Annotated in this window: 13 protein-coding genes; 8 read left to right on the forward strand and 5 right to left on the reverse strand. The window is 69.8% G+C overall.

The features are described 5' to 3' along the window. Positions 1–31 precede the first annotated feature (31 nt). The 5 genes from pxpA (at position 32) to H9I38_RS03625 (ending at position 4,391) form a co-directional block, all read left to right on the forward strand. On the forward strand, positions 32–781 hold the full coding sequence (pxpA, locus tag H9I38_RS03605; RefSeq protein ID WP_226337388.1) for a 5-oxoprolinase subunit PxpA: 750 nt from the start codon (positions 32–34) through the stop codon (positions 779–781). An 86-nt stretch (positions 782–867) separates the two neighbouring features. After that, positions 868–1,104, forward strand: a complete 237-nt coding sequence (locus tag H9I38_RS03610) for an acetyl-CoA carboxylase (RefSeq protein ID WP_226337389.1) — start codon at positions 868–870, stop codon at positions 1,102–1,104. Then, positions 1,104–2,540: an acetyl/propionyl/methylcrotonyl-CoA carboxylase subunit alpha gene (locus H9I38_RS03615; protein ID WP_226337390.1), complete on the forward strand. Its 1,437-nt coding sequence runs from the start codon at positions 1,104–1,106 to the stop codon at positions 2,538–2,540. Before H9I38_RS03610 ends, H9I38_RS03615 begins: the two co-directional genes overlap by 1 nt. Further along, positions 2,537–3,424 (forward strand): 5-oxoprolinase subunit B family protein, encoded by an 888-nt coding sequence (locus H9I38_RS03620; RefSeq protein ID WP_226337391.1) that lies wholly within the window; start codon positions 2,537–2,539, stop codon positions 3,422–3,424. Before H9I38_RS03615 ends, H9I38_RS03620 begins: the two co-directional genes overlap by 4 nt. After that, complete coding sequence (locus H9I38_RS03625; protein WP_226337392.1) at positions 3,414–4,391, forward strand: biotin-dependent carboxyltransferase family protein; 978 nt, start codon at positions 3,414–3,416, stop codon at positions 4,389–4,391. Before H9I38_RS03620 ends, H9I38_RS03625 begins: the two co-directional genes overlap by 11 nt. 50 nt (positions 4,392–4,441) lie before the next feature. Here the strand turns inward: H9I38_RS03625 and H9I38_RS03630 are convergent, their stop codons facing one another. Beyond that, positions 4,442–5,344: an NADP-dependent oxidoreductase gene (locus H9I38_RS03630; RefSeq protein ID WP_226337393.1), complete on the reverse strand. Its 903-nt coding sequence runs from the start codon at positions 5,342–5,344 to the stop codon at positions 4,442–4,444. Positions 5,345–5,597: 253 nt separating this feature from the next. Between H9I38_RS03630 and pcrA the strand changes: the two genes are divergently transcribed. The 3 genes from pcrA to sucD all read left to right on the forward strand — a co-directional run bounded on the left by pcrA (position 5,598) and on the right by sucD (position 10,578). Beyond that, positions 5,598–8,273 carry a DNA helicase PcrA gene (pcrA, locus tag H9I38_RS03635; protein ID WP_226337394.1) on the forward strand — a complete coding sequence of 892 codons (2,676 nt, stop codon included), beginning with the start codon at positions 5,598–5,600 and terminating at the stop codon, positions 8,271–8,273. 198 nt (positions 8,274–8,471) lie between these two features. Then, the gene (sucC, locus tag H9I38_RS03640) at positions 8,472–9,644 is read left to right on the forward strand and encodes an ADP-forming succinate--CoA ligase subunit beta (RefSeq protein WP_226337395.1); all 1,173 of its coding nucleotides are present in this window, start codon (positions 8,472–8,474) and stop codon (positions 9,642–9,644) included. A 19-nt stretch (positions 9,645–9,663) separates the two neighbouring features. Next, positions 9,664–10,578 carry a succinate--CoA ligase subunit alpha gene (sucD, locus tag H9I38_RS03645; RefSeq protein WP_226337396.1) on the forward strand — a complete coding sequence of 305 codons (915 nt, stop codon included), beginning with the start codon at positions 9,664–9,666 and terminating at the stop codon, positions 10,576–10,578. A gap of 93 nt (positions 10,579–10,671) precedes the next feature. On the opposite strand, the gene H9I38_RS03650 is transcribed toward sucD, so the two are convergent. The 4 genes from H9I38_RS03650 to H9I38_RS03665 all read right to left on the reverse strand — a co-directional run bounded on the left by H9I38_RS03650 (position 10,672) and on the right by H9I38_RS03665 (position 16,743). After that, positions 10,672–11,526, reverse strand: a complete 855-nt coding sequence (locus tag H9I38_RS03650; RefSeq protein WP_226337397.1) for a hypothetical protein — start codon at positions 11,524–11,526, stop codon at positions 10,672–10,674. Beyond that, positions 11,523–12,416, reverse strand: coding sequence for a hypothetical protein (locus H9I38_RS03655; protein WP_226337398.1), 894 nt, complete (start codon positions 12,414–12,416; stop codon positions 11,523–11,525). Before H9I38_RS03655 ends, H9I38_RS03650 begins: the two co-directional genes overlap by 4 nt. A 5-nt stretch (positions 12,417–12,421) precedes the next feature. Further along, complete coding sequence (locus H9I38_RS03660; RefSeq protein WP_226337399.1) at positions 12,422–13,339, reverse strand: hypothetical protein; 918 nt, start codon at positions 13,337–13,339, stop codon at positions 12,422–12,424. Positions 13,340–13,425: 86 nt separating this feature from the next. Continuing rightward, a complete protein-coding gene (locus tag H9I38_RS03665; protein WP_226337400.1) occupies positions 13,426–16,743 on the reverse strand; it encodes a DEAD/DEAH box helicase in 3,318 nt (1,105 codons plus the stop codon). Between the last annotated feature and the right edge of the window lie 94 nt (positions 16,744–16,837).

Consider the following 16,837-nt stretch of genomic DNA (forward strand, 5'->3'; position numbering starts at 1 on the left):
CGGCAGCGAACGCGAACCCCGAAGGAGCACCATGGCTGGCACCGCCGCAGGCACCGGAACGGTCACCCTCAACTCGGACATGGGGGAGGGCCTCGGCCTGCACCGCTTCGGCAACGACGAGGCGCTCATGGACCTCATCGACGCGGCCAACGTGGCCTGCGGCTTCCACGCGGGAGACCCGGACGTCATGGACGCCACCGTGGGCCTCGCCAAGGACAAGGGCGTGGCCGTCGGCGCCCACCCGGGCCTGCCGGACGTCTCCGGCTTCGGCCGCCGCCGCATGGCCCTCACGCCGGACGAGGTCCGCTCGCTCATCGCCTACCAGACCGGCGCGCTCACCGGCTTCCTGCGCCTCCACGGCATGGAGCTCAGCCACATCAAGCCGCACGGCGCGCTCTACGGGATGCTCGCGGGCGATGCGGACCTCATGGAGGCCGCCGCGGGCGTGGCGCGGGAGTACGGCGTCCCGTTCTTCGGCCTCGCGGGCACCGAGCACCAGCGGGTGTGCGAGCGGCTGGGCGTGGAGTTCGTCGGCGAGCTCTACGTGGATCTGGACTACGACGACGATGGCGGCCTCATCATCCAGCGCGTCCCGCACACCACAGACCCCCGGGCGGCCGCCGAGCGGGTGTCCGCCGCGATGTCCGGGAGGCCCGTGAAGTCCACGGGTGGGGCGGACCTGGACATCCCGTTCCAGAGCGTCTGCGTCCACTCGGACGCCTCCAACTCTCCCGATGTGGCCCGGGCCGTCCGCGAGGCGATCTCGCGGGCGGGGGCCTGACCGCCCCCGGCCTCATCCCCAGTCCCCAGGCAAGACCCTCCAGGCAACACCCCACAGACAAGACCCCTCCAGAAAGGACCCCTCCCATGGCCGAGATCCAGTCACCCCTCCCCGGCGTCTTCTACCGCCGCCCCGCCCCGGACAAGGACCCGTTCGTCTCCGAGGGGGACTCGGTGGAGAAGGGGCAGACCGTGGGCATCGTCGAGATCATGAAGCAGTTCACCGAGGTGCAGGCGGACGCCGCGGGCACGGTCGAGTCCTTCCAGGTGGAGGACGGTGACATGGTGCAGCCCGGCCAGACGATCCTCACCCTCGCGGAGTGATGCCCGTGAAGACGCTGTTCATCGCGAACCGCGGGGAGATCGCGGCCCGCATCATCCGCACGGCCCGGGAGCGCGGCGTGAAGACGGTCCTCGGCGTCTCGGAGGCGGACGAGGGCTCGTATCCGGCGAGCCTCGCGGACGCCGTCGTCGTCATCGGCCCGGCTCCGGCGGCCAAGAGCTATCTCAACGTGGAGGCCGTCGTCGCCGCCGCGCAGGAGGCAGGGGCCGACGCCGTGCACCCGGGCTACGGCTTCCTGTCCGAGAACGCGGGCTTCGCCGAGGCCGTCGAGGCCGCGGGGCTCACGTGGGTGGGCCCGAGCGCGGAGACCATCCGGCTCATGGGCGATAAGTCCGCTGCCCGAGAGACCGCGAAGAAGGCGGGCGTGCCGGTGCTGCCGGGCACCGAGGGCGCGCTGCCCGCGGACGCGGACCCGCTCGAGGCGGCCCGGGAGATCGGCTTCCCGCTCATGGTCAAGGCCTCGGCGGGCGGCGGAGGAAAGGGCATCCGCGTGGTGCGCTCGGAGGACGAGCTCGCCGCCGCCGTGGACACCGCGCGGGCGGAGGCCGGCAGCATCTTCGGCGACTCGGCCGTGTACCTGGAGCGGTTCGTGGACCGCGCCCGGCACGTCGAGGTGCAGGTGCTCGGGGACGGCGAGCGGTTCGTCCACGTCGGGGACCGCGACTGCTCCCTGCAGCGCCGCTCCCAGAAGGTCATCGAGGAGGCGCCCGCCCCCGAGCTGCCCGAGGACGTCCGCGAGACCATCCGCACCTCCTCCGTGGAGCTGGCCCGGGCCACGGGCTACCGCGGCGCGGGAACCGTGGAGTTCCTCTACGACCCCGCGAGCCGCGAGGCGTTCTTCATCGAGATGAACACCCGCCTCCAGGTGGAGCACCCCGTAACGGAGATGGTCACCGGCCTGGACCTCGTGGCGGAGCAGCTGCGCGCAGCCGCGGGCGAGGGGCTGTCCGTGCGGCAGGAGGACATCCGGCTCGAGGGCCACGCGCTCGAGTTCCGCCTCAACGCCGAGGACCCGGACAACGGCTTCTTCCCGTCCCCGGGCACGGTGAGCGGCCTCGCATGGCCCGAGGGCGAGGGTGTCCGGGTGGACTCCGGAATCGCCGAGGGGTCCGTCGTCGCGCCGTTCTATGACTCGATGATCGCCAAGCTCATCGTCTGGGCACCCTCGCGCGAGGAAGCGATCGCGTCCGCTGAGGAGGCGCTCCGGGCCACCCGCGTGGAGGGGATCGCGACGACGGTCCCGTTGCACCTGCGCGCCCTCCGGACCCGTGAGTTCGCGAGCGTGGGCCACTGGACCACCTTCCTCGAGTCCATGCCCGCGGGGGCGGAGGCCGGCGCAGACTCCGCCAACGACGGCGCTGGCGCCGAGGAGACTGACACAGCAGACACCGACACCGCCGCTGAGGAGGCGCGATGAGGCAGAAGGCACGCTATTCGTTCGGAGGGGACGAGTTCCTCTTCGTGGAAGTGTACGAGGCGATGAGCCTCGAGGCCTATTTCAAGGTCATGGCGCTCGCGGAGGCCGTCAAGGAGGCCGGGCTGCCCGGGCTCGTGGACGTCTGCCCCGCCAACGCCTCGCTGCTCATCCGGTTCGACCCGGACGGGATCCGGCCCGAGGAGCTGCGCTCGCGGGTCCAGGAGCTCGAGGAGAGCGCCGTCGAGGAGGCGGGGAGGACGGTGACCGCGCGCGTCGTCGAGATCCCCGTCTGGTATGACGATCCCTACACCTCCGAGGTGGAGCAGCGCTTCCGCAAGGGCTACCACCAGGATCCCGAGGGCACGGACCTGGACTACGCGGCCAAGGTCAACGGGCTCAAGGACGCGGCGGAGTTCATCGAGCGCCACCACAGCCAGCCGTGGATGGTGACGATGGTGGGATTCGTGGCCGGCCTGCCGTTCATGTTCCAGCTCGTGGACCAGGACCAGCAGATGGAGGTGCCCAAGTACCTCTCGCCGCGCACGGACACCCCGAAGCTCACCGTGGGCCACGGCGGATCCTTCGCCTGCATCTACTCGGTGCGGGGCGCGGGCGGCTACCAGATGTTCGGCGTGGCGGCGGCCCCCATCTTCGAGCCCGAGCAGAAGCACGCGGACTTCGAGGACTTCATGATCTTCTTCAAGCCCGGCGACGTGGTGAAGTTCCGGCCCGTGGACGAGACCGAGTACCGCGAGATCCAGAAGAAGGTCGAGGACGGCAGCTTCCGCTTCAAGACCGCGGAGGCGACGTTCGACGTGGACAAGCTCCTCGCCAACCCCACCGAATACAACACTGTGCTGACGGAGGCTCTCGATGTCGCTTGAGGTTCTCGTTCCAGGCCTGTCCACCACGGTCCAGGACCGCGGGCGCACGGGCTACTACCACGTGGGGCTGCCCCAGGGCGGCTCGCTCGACCAGTACTCGGCGCGGCTCGCGAACGCGCTCGTCGGCAACGGCGAGGGCGAGGCCGTGCTCGAGTGCACCTACATGGGCCCCAAGCTCAGGGCGGACCGTCCCGCGCTCGTGGCCGTCGCGGGCGCGCCGGTGCCCGTCAAGGTCAACGGCGAGGAGCGCGGCGAGTGGGAGTCCCTCCTCCTGAATGAGGGCGACGAGCTGGAGTTCGGCGTCATCCAGGGCGGAACCCGCTACTACATCGCCGTGGCGGGCGGCGTGGACGTACCCGAGGTGCTCGGCTCGCGCTCCACGTACGCGCTCGGCGCCCTCGGCGGGCTCAACGGCCGCAAGCTCGAGGCCGGGGACAGCGTGCCCGTGGGAGCGCCGGCCGGCGACCTCCAGGTGCTCGCGGGGCGGCGCGTCCCGGAGGAGTTCCGCCCCGAGTTCTGCGGCTCCCAGGAGCTGCGCTTCCTCTTCGGCCTCTACGACCACCGCCTCACCGAGGAGGGCCGCCGCCGGATCGCCGAGGAGACGTGGACCCTCACGCCCGTGGCGGACCGGATGGGCATGCGGTATGACGGCCCCGGCGTGGAGTGGGTGGAGCGCGAGCAGCCCTTCGGCGCGGGCTCGGACCAGTCCAACATCGTGGACGCCGGCTACGCCGTGGGCTCCATCCAGATCCCGGGCGGCACGCAGCCGATCATCCTCCACCGGGACGCCGTCTCGGCCGGCGGTTACGCCATGGTGGGCACCGTCATCAGCGCGGACATGGACGTCGTCGCCCGGGCCACCCCGGGAACGCAGACGCGGTTCGTCGAGGTGACCATGGAGGAGGCCCTCACGGCTCGCGCCGAGGCGAGGGAGCGCCTCGACGCGGCCGTGGCCGCGATCGGCTGAGCCCGCGGGGACGCCCGGGGGCGCTGGGCGGTGTCTGGATGGGCCCGGCCTCAGCCGGCGAGCACCACGCGGCCCCGGAGGCCGCTCTGCCCGAACCGCTCGTAGGCGGCCTTGAAGTCCTCCAGGGGGTAGACCGAGTCGATCCGGGGCGCGAACGTCGGCGAGAGCGAACGCTGGAGCAGCTCGGCGAGCCGCTCGCCGTCGGGCTCCACGAGGTGGAAGACGTACCGGAAATCCATCGGCAGGTCCTGCCGCCAGGGGCCGCGGATGCCTGTGAAGACGCCGCCCTTCTCGAGGGAGGCGAGGGCGGCGTCCGGGATGTTCGCGGTGTCGAAGACGGCCGCATAGGCGCCCTCCTCGATCTCCGTGACGTGGCGGGCGCCGGCCGCCTCGACGAACTCGCGGTCGCCGGGGCGCGCCAGGCCGTCCACCTGCCAGCCGGCCTCCACGGCGAGGTCGATGGCGTATCCGCCCACGCCACCGGCCGCGCCCGTGATGAGGAGCCGTTTGCCGGCGATCTCGCCGTCCAGCTCCGCCGCCGTCAGGGCGAGCGCCTGGTCCGCGGTCAGGGTGTTGAGCGGCACGGTGCCGGCCTCGAGGAGGGAGATGCCCTCCGGCACGAGCGCCGCGTCCTCGGCGGGCACGGCCACGAAGTCCGCCTGCCCGCGGATCGGCAGGGCGACGGGCGCGACGAGCGCCGCCACCCCGTCCCCCTCCCGGAATCCCGTGACGCCCTCGCCGAGCGCCTCGACAGTGCCGCTGAGGTCCCAGCCGATGCCGGTCTCGTCCGCGAGGTCGAACCGGGCGCGGGCCGCCCCGCTCGCGACCATCGCGTCCGAGGGGCTGATGGCCGCCGCCGCCCGGCGGATGAGGATCTGCCCGGGGCCGGGCGTCGGGGTCTCGAGCTCCTGGAGCTGCGGGGAGTCGGTCAGGGTTCCGCGGAGAGCGCGCATGAGGGTCCTTTCCGGGGTCTGGGCTCGGCGGTGCCCCGTGCGGGGCGGTGCTGCTCCGTGCAACGGCTCTCCTCCCGCCTCTATTTCCGGGGGACCCCCTCCGCCGGGGTCTTCGCTCCTTCCGGGGGCTTCCCGCCGGGCCCGCTGTCCCCGCCGCCCTTGGACGACGACGGCGGCCGGCGCGGACCGGCCCGAGCCTGTCCGTGAAGCGCAAGCTTAGAGTGTCCACCCCTCTGCCTAGACTGGGAAGACCATGGACTTCCTCTTCGATCCGCATTTCGACGCTCTCAAGAAGGACAGCTCGTCACCGGAGGCGCGCCTGCCCAAGCTGGCGCCGGGGTTCGGCCCCGGCTTCGGCGAGGACTCTCTGTCGGGGGAGGATCCGTTCGCAGAGCCGACTGCCGAGCGGGGTCCGAACGCGGCGCCGGGATCGAGCGCTGAGCCCGGTGCGGGGCTGCTCGAGGGGCTCAACGAGCACCAGCGGGAAGCCGTGGTCCACGCGGGATCGCCGCTGCTCATCGTGGCCGGCGCGGGCTCGGGCAAGACGCGGGTCCTCACCCACCGGATCGCCTATCTCCTGGAGACGCGCCGCGCGCACCCGGGGGAGATCCTGGCCATCACCTTCACCAACAAGGCGGCGGCGGAGATGCGGGAGCGCATCTCGGAGCTCGTGGGCCCCGCGGCGGAGCGCATGTGGGTGAGCACCTTCCACTCGTCCTGCGTGAGGATCCTGCGGCGCGAGGCGAGCGCCATCGGGCTCAGCCAGAACTTCTCCATCTATGACTCCGCGGACAGCCTCCGGCTCATCACCCTCGTGGCCAAGGGCCTGGACCTGGACCCCAAGAAGTTCCCGCCCAAGCAGATCCAGCACAAGATCTCGGGCCTGAAGAACGAGCTGATCGACGCGGAGGACTTCAGCAGCGAGGCGAACCCGGAGGATCCCTTCGAGGCGGCCGTGACGGAGGTCTACAAGGGGTACACGCAGCGCCTGCGGCAGGCGAACGCCATGGACTTCGACGATCTCATCGCTGAGACCGTCTACATGTTCCGGGCCTTCCCGCAGGTGGCGGAGAACTACCGCCGCCGCTTCCGCCACGTGCTCGTGGACGAGTACCAGGACACCAACCACGCCCAGTATGCGCTCGTCCGGGAGCTGACGCAGTCTGACTCCGGCCCGGGCGCCGAGCTGACCGTGGTGGGAGACTCGGACCAGTCCATCTACGCGTTCCGCGGTGCGGACATCCGCAACATCATCGAGTTCGAGAAGGACTACCCCAACGCGCGGACCATCCTGCTGGAGCAGAACTACCGCTCCACGCAGAACATCCTCTCCGCCGCCAACGCCGTCATCTCCCGCAACCCGGAGCGTCCGCCCAAGAAGCTCTGGACCGCCTCGGGGGACGGGGAGAAGATCATCGGCTACGTGGGCGAGTCCGAGCACGCGGAAGCGGAGTTCATCGCCCGGGAGATCGACAGGCTCGGGGATGACTCCCTGGCCCGCCCCGGAGACGTGGCCGTCTTCTACCGGACCAACGCCCAGTCCCGCAGCATCGAGGACATCCTGGTCCGCTTCGGCCTGCCGTACCGGGTGGTGGGCGGCACACGCTTCTACGAGCGCAAGGAGATCAAAGACGTCCTCGCCTACCTCCGCACGCTCGTCAACCCGGAGGATGACGTCAACCTCCGCCGCATCCTCAACGAGCCCAAGCGCGGCATCGGAGACCGGGCTGAGGCGGCCGTGGCCGCGCTCGCGGACCGGGAGCGGATCAGCTTCATGTCCGCTCTGCGCCGCTCGGCGGACGCGCCGGGGCTCGGCACCCGTGCGGTCAAGCTGACCCAGCAGTTCGTGGAGCTTATCGACGAGCTGAAGCAGACCGCGGACCAGGAGGGTCCCGTGGCCGCCGTCCAGGCCGTGCTCCAGAAGACCGGATACCTGGAGACGCTGCGCCTCAGCAATGACCCGCAGGACGAGTCCCGTGTGGAGAACCTCGCCGAGCTCGTGGCCGTCATCCGGGAGTTCGAGCAGGACAACCCCGAGGGAACGCTGGGGGAGTACCTCGAGCAGGTCTCCCTCGTGGCGGACGCGGACCAGATCCCGGATGCCCCTGAGGGCAGCGCGGCCGAGGTGGCGGCCGCCGTGGAAGAGGCCCGCCGCCAGGGCGTCGTCACGCTCATGACCCTGCACACCGCCAAGGGCCTCGAGTTCCCCGTGGTCTTCCTGACGGGTCTTGAGCAGGGCGTCTTCCCGCACAGCCGCTCCGCGGTGGACGCCAAGGAGCTCGCGGAGGAGCGGCGGCTCGCCTACGTAGGCCTCACCCGAGCGCGGCAGCGCCTCTACCTCACGCGCTCCGAGGTGCGCTCCATGTGGGGGCAGAGCCAGTACAACCCCGGCAGCCAGTTCATCGAGGAGATCCCCGAGGACCTCATCGAGTGGAAGAGGGAGGGCACCGCGCGCCCCGGCGGCTTCGGAGGCTCCATCGTCGGCGGCATGGGCGGGTTCAGCGGGTCCCGCTACGGCTCCGCCTGGGGCTCGGGCGGCGGCCAGGGCGGGGGCCGCGGCGGACGCGTCGGCTCCGCCTCTGGCGAGGAGCTCGTCTCCCGACTGCCCAAGGGGCCCGGCGTGGGCGCGCCCAAGTCCTTCCCCGGACGCCCGGACACCCCGGACAAGCCCGGGCGCGGTGCGGCGGGCGCGGCCAGCCGAGGCAGCGGCTCGGGGCAGGCGGGTGGCGGCAGCGCAACGTCGTCGGGCCCTGCGGAGGACGCCAACGGGCTCCAGCTCTCCGTGGGGGACACGGTGCGGCACGCCAAATTCGGCCAGGGGACCGTGCTGGCCCTCGAGGGGAGCGGGCCCAAGACCGTGGCCAAGGTCCGGTTCGCGGATGCGGAGAAGCGGCTGCTGCTCCGGTACGCGCCGCTGGAGAAGGCATGACCGCCGTCCATCGCAGTCCAGAGAGCCCGTCCTGAACCCGTTCTGGACGCCGCCTGTGGCATTGCGCACAAGCGGGTAGCCTAGACGGTGGCCTCCGGCCCAACAGGGCTAGAGTTCCCCATAGAGGCACCGGGCCCCGTTCGCGGGATTCCGGGGGCGCCTCGAACAAGATGACTTCGACGTAGAAGGACACAACCCGTGGACCTGTTTGAATACCAGGCGCGCGATCTCTTCGAGGCACACGGCGTTCCCGTGCTCGCCGGCATCGTGGCGCAGACTCCGGAAGAAGCGAAGGCAGCGGCTGAGAAGATCGGCGGAGTGACCGTCGTCAAGGCCCAGGTCAAGGTTGGCGGCCGCGGCAAGGCCGGCGGCGTCAAGGTCGCCAAGACCGCCGACGAGGCCTACGAGCACGCCAAGGCCATTCTGGGCATGGACATCAAGGGCCACACGGTCAACAAGGTCATGATCGCGCAGGGCGCGGACATCGCCGAGGAGTACTACTTCTCCGTCCTCCTGGACCGCGCGAACCGCAACTACCTCGCCATGTGCTCCGTCGAGGGCGGCATGGAGATCGAGCAGCTCGCCGTCGAGCGTCCCGAGGCGCTCGCCCGCGTGGCCGTCGACCCGGCCGTCGGCATCGACGCCGCCAAGGCCAAGGAGATCGTCGAGGCCGCGAAGTTCCCGGCAGACCTCCAGGACAAGGTCGCCGAGGTCATCGTCAAGCTCTATGGCGTCTACAAGAACGAGGACGCGACCCTCGTGGAGGTCAACCCGCTCGTGAAGACGGGCGACGGCCAGATCCTCGCCCTCGACGGCAAGGTCACGCTGGACGACAACGCCTCCGAGGTCCGCCACCCCGAGCACGAGGAGCTCGAGGACAAGGGCGCGGCCGACCCGCTCGAGGCCAAGGCCAAGGCGAACGGCCTCAACTACGTGAAGCTCGACGGCGAGGTCGGCATCATCGGCAACGGCGCGGGCCTCGTCATGTCCACGCTGGACGTCGTCGCCTACGCCGGCGAGAAGCACGGCAACGTCAAGCCCGCCAACTTCCTCGACATCGGAGGCGGCGCCTCCGCCGAGGTCATGGCCAACGGCCTCGACGTCATCCTCGGCGACGACCAGGTCAAGAGCGTGTTCGTCAACGTCTTCGGCGGCATCACCGCCTGTGACGCGGTGGCCAACGGCATCGTGAAGGCCCTCGAGATCCTCGGCGACAAGGCCACCAAGCCGCTCGTCGTGCGCCTCGACGGCAACAAGGTCGAGGAGGGCCGCGCGATCCTCGACAACGCCAACCACCCGCTCATCACCCTCGCCGAGACGATGGACGCCGGTGCCGACAAGGCCGCCGAGCTCGCCCACGCGGCCAAGTAGATCTCGAAGGAAGAGAAGAATGTCTATCTACCTGAACAAGGACTCCAAGGTCATCGTCCAGGGCATCACGGGCGGCGAGGGCACCAAGCACACCGCTCTCATGCTCAAGGCCGGGACCCAGGTGGTCGGCGGCGTCAACGCCCGCAAGGCCGGGACCACCGTCTCCCACAAGGACAAGCAGGGCAACGACATCGAGCTCCCCGTCTTCGGCTCCGTCCAGGAGGCCATGAAGGAGACCGGTGCTGACGTCTCGATCGTCTTCGTCCCGCCGAAGTTCACCAAGGACGCCGTGGTCGAGGCCATCGAGGCCGGCATCGGCCTCGTTGTGGTCATCACCGAAGGCGTGCCGGTGCAGGACTCCGCCGAGTTCTGGGCGCTCGCCCAGTCCAAGAAGGACGCGGACGGCAACCAGGTCACCCGCATCATCGGCCCGAACTGCCCCGGCATCATCACGCCGGAGGAGTCCCTCGTGGGCATCACCCCCGCGAACATCACGGGCAAGGGCGGCGTGGGCCTCGTGTCCAAGTCCGGCACGCTCACTTACCAGATGATGTTCGAGCTGCGTGACCTCGGCTTCTCCACCGCCATCGGCATCGGCGGCGACCCGGTCATCGGCACCACTCACATCGACGCCCTCGAGGCGTTCGAGAAGGACCCGGAGACCAAGGCCATCGTCATGATCGGCGAGATCGGCGGCGACGCCGAGGAGCGCGCGGCCGAGTTCATCAAGGCCAACGTCACCAAGCCGGTTGTCGGCTACGTCGCGGGCTTCACCGCGCCGGAGGGCAAGACCATGGGCCACGCAGGCGCCATCGTCTCCGGCTCCGCCGGCACCGCGCAGGCCAAGAAGGAGGCCCTCGAGGCCGCGGGCGTCAAGGTCGGCAAGACCCCGTCCGAGACGGCTCGACTCCTCCGCGAGGTCTACCCGGCCTGAGGCTGATTCAGCACGGTGCAGCACAGCTGCGGCGATGCAGAGAAAGGGGCGGCGTCCGCACGGAGTGTGCGGGCGCCGCCCCTTCTGTGTGAGTCAGGGCTTGGCCCTTTCCAGGGCTCGCTTCTCGATCTCTTGATGCGCGAGAACCTCCTTCTCGTGCTTTTTCATCTCGTGGGCGAATTGCCGAGCGAACTTCTCCGTCCAGAACTGCCTGAAGCCGATCTCCTGCCGACACTCGGCGTCTTTGACTGCGAGCTCCTTCAGGCTGCTCTGGTTCTTGAGTGCTTGAATGTTGGTGTCCACCCATGACTGGAACCGGGTTTCGCCTCTGAGCGCCATGCACTCTTGCCATTTCTCTGCAAGCCGATCGATCTCGTCTGCGTTGTGCGTGTTCGCTTCGTTCATGGCCTTCTCGGCCAGTGTGGACGGAAACGCCGCGTAGAACAATCCGTCTGGAGCAGAGCCGAAGGCCCTGTCCAGTGCTTGAGTACGGCACCCGTCCGCAGGAATTGAACCGAGCTCCATGATGCTGGCTTTAACCACGGCGCCTCGAAAAGTGCCGAAATAGGCGTCCTTGGCCTCCTGAGACCAGGATGAGAGAGGGGAGTTCTCCGGCACGAATTCGTTCGAGCCGTACCCGACGTCTCTTGCCTTCTCCACTGTGAGATCCGCGCCGATTCGGGCGAGGATTTCACCGACGCTGGCCGTCTGGATCAAAGGCAATGGGCCGTGCACCTCGAACCCTCGTTCCTTCATGCATTTCTGCCCCTCGTTGATCATGAGCTCTTCGATCCGAGGGTCTCGGTGGAGGAGGGCATCGGCTTGGCGGAGGACCACCTGCGTGTCCACGACGTCTGTGGCGGCCTTGTCCGGACTGGATGCACACCCGGTCACTCCCAGTCCGAATAGAGCCAACACGGCCCAGAGAAGCTGCGGTGAACGTTTCACGGCCGCTTCGTCCCCTCCAAGGCTCGCTTTTCGATCTCCTGGTAGACGAGGACCTCCTTCTCGTGGGCCTTCAGCTGCTGCGCGAACTGCTGTGCGAAGAGCTCCTTCCAGACTCGGGTCCACGAGGTCTCCTCCCTGCACTCGACGTCCTTGACCGCGACATCCTTGAGCTTGTCCGGGGTGCCCTGGGCGAAGTGTTCGGCCTGTGCGGGGCTCTGGAAACGGGTCTCGCCCTTGCGGGACATGCAGGAACTCCACGCCTTGAAGAGCTCGGTCAGCTCAGGGGCGTCTCCGGGGATCTGGTTGCGCGCCAGCATGGCGAGGTGGGAGGGGACGCTGCGATAGGCCATTCCGTCCTGGGCGGACCCGAAGGCGCGGCCCAAGGCAGTGGCCTGGCAGCCGTTCGCGGGCATGGCCCCGCTGGGGAAGACACTCGCTCGGATGTCTCCCTCCTCCACCGCGCCCCGATACGCGTTGAGAGCCCGGATCTCCTCCGGGGCCAGCGGCTTCCCCTCTGCGGCGGCCCCTGGGCCTGCCGGGGCTCCATAGCCGACGGTCCTGGCGCGCTCAGGCGTCATCCCTCCCGTGAGGCGGGAGAGGAGCTCGTCCACGTTCTCGGGCTCCTGGCTCTCCTCGCCGCTCCACTCGAAGCCCTTCTCCCGCATGCACGCCTGCTCCTCGCGCAGGATGAGGGCCTTGATCTGCGGATCGCGGTGCAGCAGGGCGTTGGCCTGGTTGAGCGCGGCGGCTGTGTCCCCGGGGGCCGGGGCCTGCTCCGCCGGCCCGGCGCAGGCGGTGGCCGCCAGGGCCGTGCAGGCTGCCAGGCAGGCGAGCCCGCGGAGACCGCGATGTGCGATGGCAAGGGGCAGCATTCTGCCGGAGGGGCTCATGGCTCTCATCCCTTCGTCAGCCGCTCGGCGGCTTTGGCCTTCATCTCCCGGTAGGCCTCGATCTCGCCCGCGAACTCAGTGAGCATCGGCGCCAGCTGAGCGGCGAGGGCCTCGTGATACCGCCGCGTGTAGTCCGTCTCCGCCCGGCATTCCAGGTCTTTGACGGCCACGTCCTTGAGACCGTCTTCGGACTCGCTCCCCTTGAACTCGGCGTCTGTGGGGGAGGGGAACCGGGTCTCGCCCTTGTCCTTCATGCACTCGGCCCAGCGTTGCACGGCCTCTTTGGCGTCGGAGGAGTCGCGGGCCCGTTCCCGTGCCTCATCGACGAGCCTCACTCCCAGCCGCTGGTGGATGAAACCGCCGCCGGGAGTGCCGAAGACGGCGACGCTCGCCTCGTGCAGACAGCTGTCTGGGGCATACCCCTGGCTTCGGCTTCCGAGCAGGACGGGCCCCTCGGCTTGGTCGTCATGCAGGCCCATCCAGGCAACCGCGTCCTGCTCCGAGAGGCCCTGGCCCGGCGCGCTGCGGGCGTGCTCCCGAGCGGTCACGTACCCGGTGGACCGCGCGGCCTCGATGCTCTCAGGGAGCGCCTGCACGCCGCTCTCGGCCGCCCTGGCGAAGCTGCCGGCCTTGAGCGGCCACAGATACGCCCGGTCCGGGCTGGCGCCCTTCTTCACCATGCAGGCCCGCAGGTGCCGGATGAGACCCTCGTCCACCACGGGGTCCGGGGCCAGGAGGGCGTTGACGGCGGCGATGGTCTGAGCCGGGTCCGCCTTCGGCTCAGGCGGGCCGCTGGCGCAGCCTGCCAGGAGCGCGGCCGCGAGGCCTCCGGCGCAGGCGCGGAGGCCGGTCAGAGCGCGGCGAGGCCGCCCCGAGCGGGTCGGGGAGGCGAGTTCGGGATGACGAGGGTGCTGAGAGACCACGGTGTCCGCCTTTCACGAGGTGGAACAACCGTAATGGAAACGGCGGGGTGCGCGCTCGCCGTCGTCGTCATTTCGTCACACGGGAGCTAGGAGATGAGCTCCCGGATGTCGTCCGCGGTGAGCTTGGCGCCGAAGGCGTCCTCGCCCTCGCTCATGACGGCGGAGACGAGCTGGCGCTTGGCCTCCTGGAGAGCCACGACCTTCTCCTCGATGGTGTCGCGGGAGACGAGCCGGTAGACCATGACGTTGCGCGTCTGGCCGATGCGGTGCGTGCGGTCCACGGCCTGGGCCTCCGCGGCGGGGTTCCACCAGGGGTCCAGGAGGTAGCAGTAGTCGGCCTCGGTGAGGTTGAGGCCGAACCCGCCCGCCTTGAGGGAGATGAGGAACACGGGCGCGGTGCCGTCCTTGAACTCGTCCACGGCGGCGCCGCGGTCCCGCGTGGCGCCGTCGAGGTAGGCGTAGCCGATGCCCTCGGCCTCCAGTCGGTCCGCGGTCCGCTTGAGGAAGGACGTGAACTGGCTGAACACGAGCGCCTTGTGGCCCTCGGCGATGACGTCCTCAAGCTGCTCGAGCAGGACGTCCAGCTTGGCGGAGCCGATCTCCTCGTACTCCTCGGAGATGAGCGCCGGGTCCAGGGACATCTGCCGCAGCAGCGTGAGGGACTGGAACACGGTGAAGCGGTTCTTGTCCATGTCCGTGACAAGCTGGAGCACCTTCTGCCGCTCGCGCTGCAGGTGCGTGTCGTAGACCTTCCGGTGCTTCGGGTTGAGGTCCACGCCGAGCACCTGCTCCTGCTTCGGCGGCAGATCGGTGACGACGGCGTCCTTGGTGCGCCGCAGCATGAACGGCCGGATGCGCTTGCGCAGGCGGCGCAGGACCTCCGGGGCCTCGCCCTGCTCGATGGGCCGCGCGTACTGGTCCGTGAAGCGGACCGCAGAGGAGAACAGGCCCGGGGAGACGATCGAGAAGATCGAGTAGAGGTCCATGAGGTTGTTCTCCATGGGCGTGCCCGTGATGGCGAGCTTGAACGGCGCGTCCAGCTCCGCCGCGGCCTGGTGGGCCTTGGTCTTGCGGTTCTTGACGAACTGCGCCTCGTCGAGGAGCAGGCCGGCCCAGGAGAGGCCCGAGTACGCGTCCGCGTCGAGGCGCAGGAGCGTGTAGGACGTGATGACGATGTCCGCGCCCTCGACCGTCTCCGCGAGGGGGACTCCGGCCTTCTTCTGGGTGTCGCGGACATGAACCACGGAGAGGCCCGGTGCGAACTTCTGCGCCTCGAGGAGCCAGTTGGGCCCCACGGAGGTCGGCGCCACCACGAGGAAGGGCTGCCGGGAGCGGGGGTCGCGGGCGGCCGCGTCGTCGTCGCCCTGCGCGAGGGACTCGCGCGCCGCGACGATCATCGCGAGGGACTGGAGGGTCTTGCCGAGGCCCATGTCGTCCGCGAGGATGCCGCCGAGGCTGTGGGAGCGGATGAAGTCCAGCCAGCCGAAGCCCTCCACCTGGTACTTGCGCAGGGTGGCGTCGAGCCCCTCGGGGACGGCGGGCGGCTCGGCCTCGTCCAGCGTGAGGAGGCCGGCGACGGCGTTCTTCCACGCCTTGGACTCCGTGGACTCGGCGGCCATCTGGCGCAGCTCGTCCCAGAAGTCCACCTGGTACTTGGTGATCTTGATGGTGCCGTCCTTCTCCGTGAGGTGCGAGGCCTCCTCGACGAGCTCCCGGAGGCGGGAGAAGAGCGGCTGGTCCAGGGACACGTAGGACTTGTCCCCGAGCAGCAGGCGGGACTGGCCCGTGGTCAGGGCGCGGAGGATGTCCGCGAGGGGAATGGAGTGCTCGCCCACCCGGATGAGCAGGCTGAGGTTGAACCAGTCCCGGTCCGTGGACTCCACGGTGTTGATGATGAGCTGCGGGTCCTCGGTGAGCTCCTGGAAGCGGGGCTCCTCGCCCTCGGCCTCCACGCTCACGTCCGGGACCGCCTTGAGCCGTGGGAGGGCCACGCGGACGAGGTCCATGAGCGCGAGGCCCTTGAAGACCGCGGGGGAGAGGTCCCCGAACGGGTACGCGCGCAGGGCCTTCTGCGCGATGTCCTGCTCGGCGACGACGTCCCGCGTGGCCACGTCCTCGCCCTCGGCCGGCTGGTCCGCGGGGTAGGCGGCCGCGCTCTGGCCCTCGCCGTACGCGAAGACGAAGGACACGTGGGCGGTCCTGTCCTTCGCATAGACCACCTTGGCCACGAGCCGCGGCGGGGTGAGCTCCGGGACCTCGAACGAGTCGTCCGAGGAGACCACCTGGACCACGCGGCCGAGGCGGGGGAAGTCCTCGGCGAGGAACGTCCGGACGTCCTCAGCGGGGATCTTGAAGGACTTGGCGTCCGTGACGGCCCGCGCCGCCGCGTCTGTGACCGGGCGCTGCGCAGGACCGAGGAGGATGTCCTCGCCGTCCACCGCGTACGCGCCGTGCCGTCCGATGACGCCCGCGCTGGAGGCCGGGAAGCGGCGTCCGGCCACCTCCACGGTGGGGGAGAGCGTCAGCTGGTCCGGGCTGAGCGCCGCGTCCAGCTCGACGGCGGCCTCCGGCGCGAGCGTCACGCTCGTGTTCTTGCGGGTGCCCACGAAGGAGATGCCGATGCGGCCGGCCTCCTCGAGGAGCGGCCAGAGCAGAGGCGAGGAGAAGTGGTCCAGGTAGATCCACTCGTTGTCCTCGCCGAAGTACAGCTGGCCGTTGGCCCGGTACAGCGGGACGATCTGGGCGAACCAGCGGTGCTGCTGCGGGTCGAACTGGTAGCCGTACGTCTTGAAGCTGATGGAGTTCCAGCGGAGGTTGCCGCGGGAGACGCGGCCGTTCTCCTTGATGAGCACGGGGCGGATGCCGAGGCGCGGGCGCGAGTTGACGCTGCGCTGGCTCGGGTTGGAGGCGAGGCGGCGGGTGCTCGAGACGTTCGCGTCATGCACCTCGAACTGCAGGCCCAGGGCCACGTTCGGCTCGGTCTTCGGCTCGGCGCCGCGGCCGCCCGTGACGAGCTGCGTCAGGTCCGTCCGCCAGCTCGGGGCGAGCTGCGAGAACGCGGACGAGTGGGTGGGCTCCTCCTGGTCCTCCTGCTCCTTGTGCAGGGCGTTGGAGCGGATGAGCATGGCCGCCGCGCGGACCTTGGCCTCGGCGGAGTCGTCCGCGCCGAAGTCCTCGATGGCCCAGTCGCCCGCGCCCTTGCCGGAGGTCCGCGAGAGCGTGACAGTGAGGGCGTGCGCGCCGTCGTCGTCGTTCACCTCGCCGCGCAGGACGCCCGACTCGGGCTCGAACTCGAGAGCCGCCACGTTCTCCTCGCCGGCGAGCCCCCGCCCTCGGGTGAACGCGACCCCGCCCAGGACTCGAAGGATCTCCCTGGCGTCGACGAGCGGCATCCGAGCAGTCATTCGTCCATCGTCCCACGAATCCGGGAGTAAGTCAGGCGACCTAGAGGCAACACGGGGGTGAACGCGCCTGTGAATCCGGGCGCGTACGCTGAGG

The sequence above is a fragment of the Arthrobacter sp. UM1 genome (assembly GCF_020483305.1).
In the GTDB taxonomy this organism is placed as follows: domain Bacteria; phylum Actinomycetota; class Actinomycetes; order Actinomycetales; family Micrococcaceae; genus Falsarthrobacter.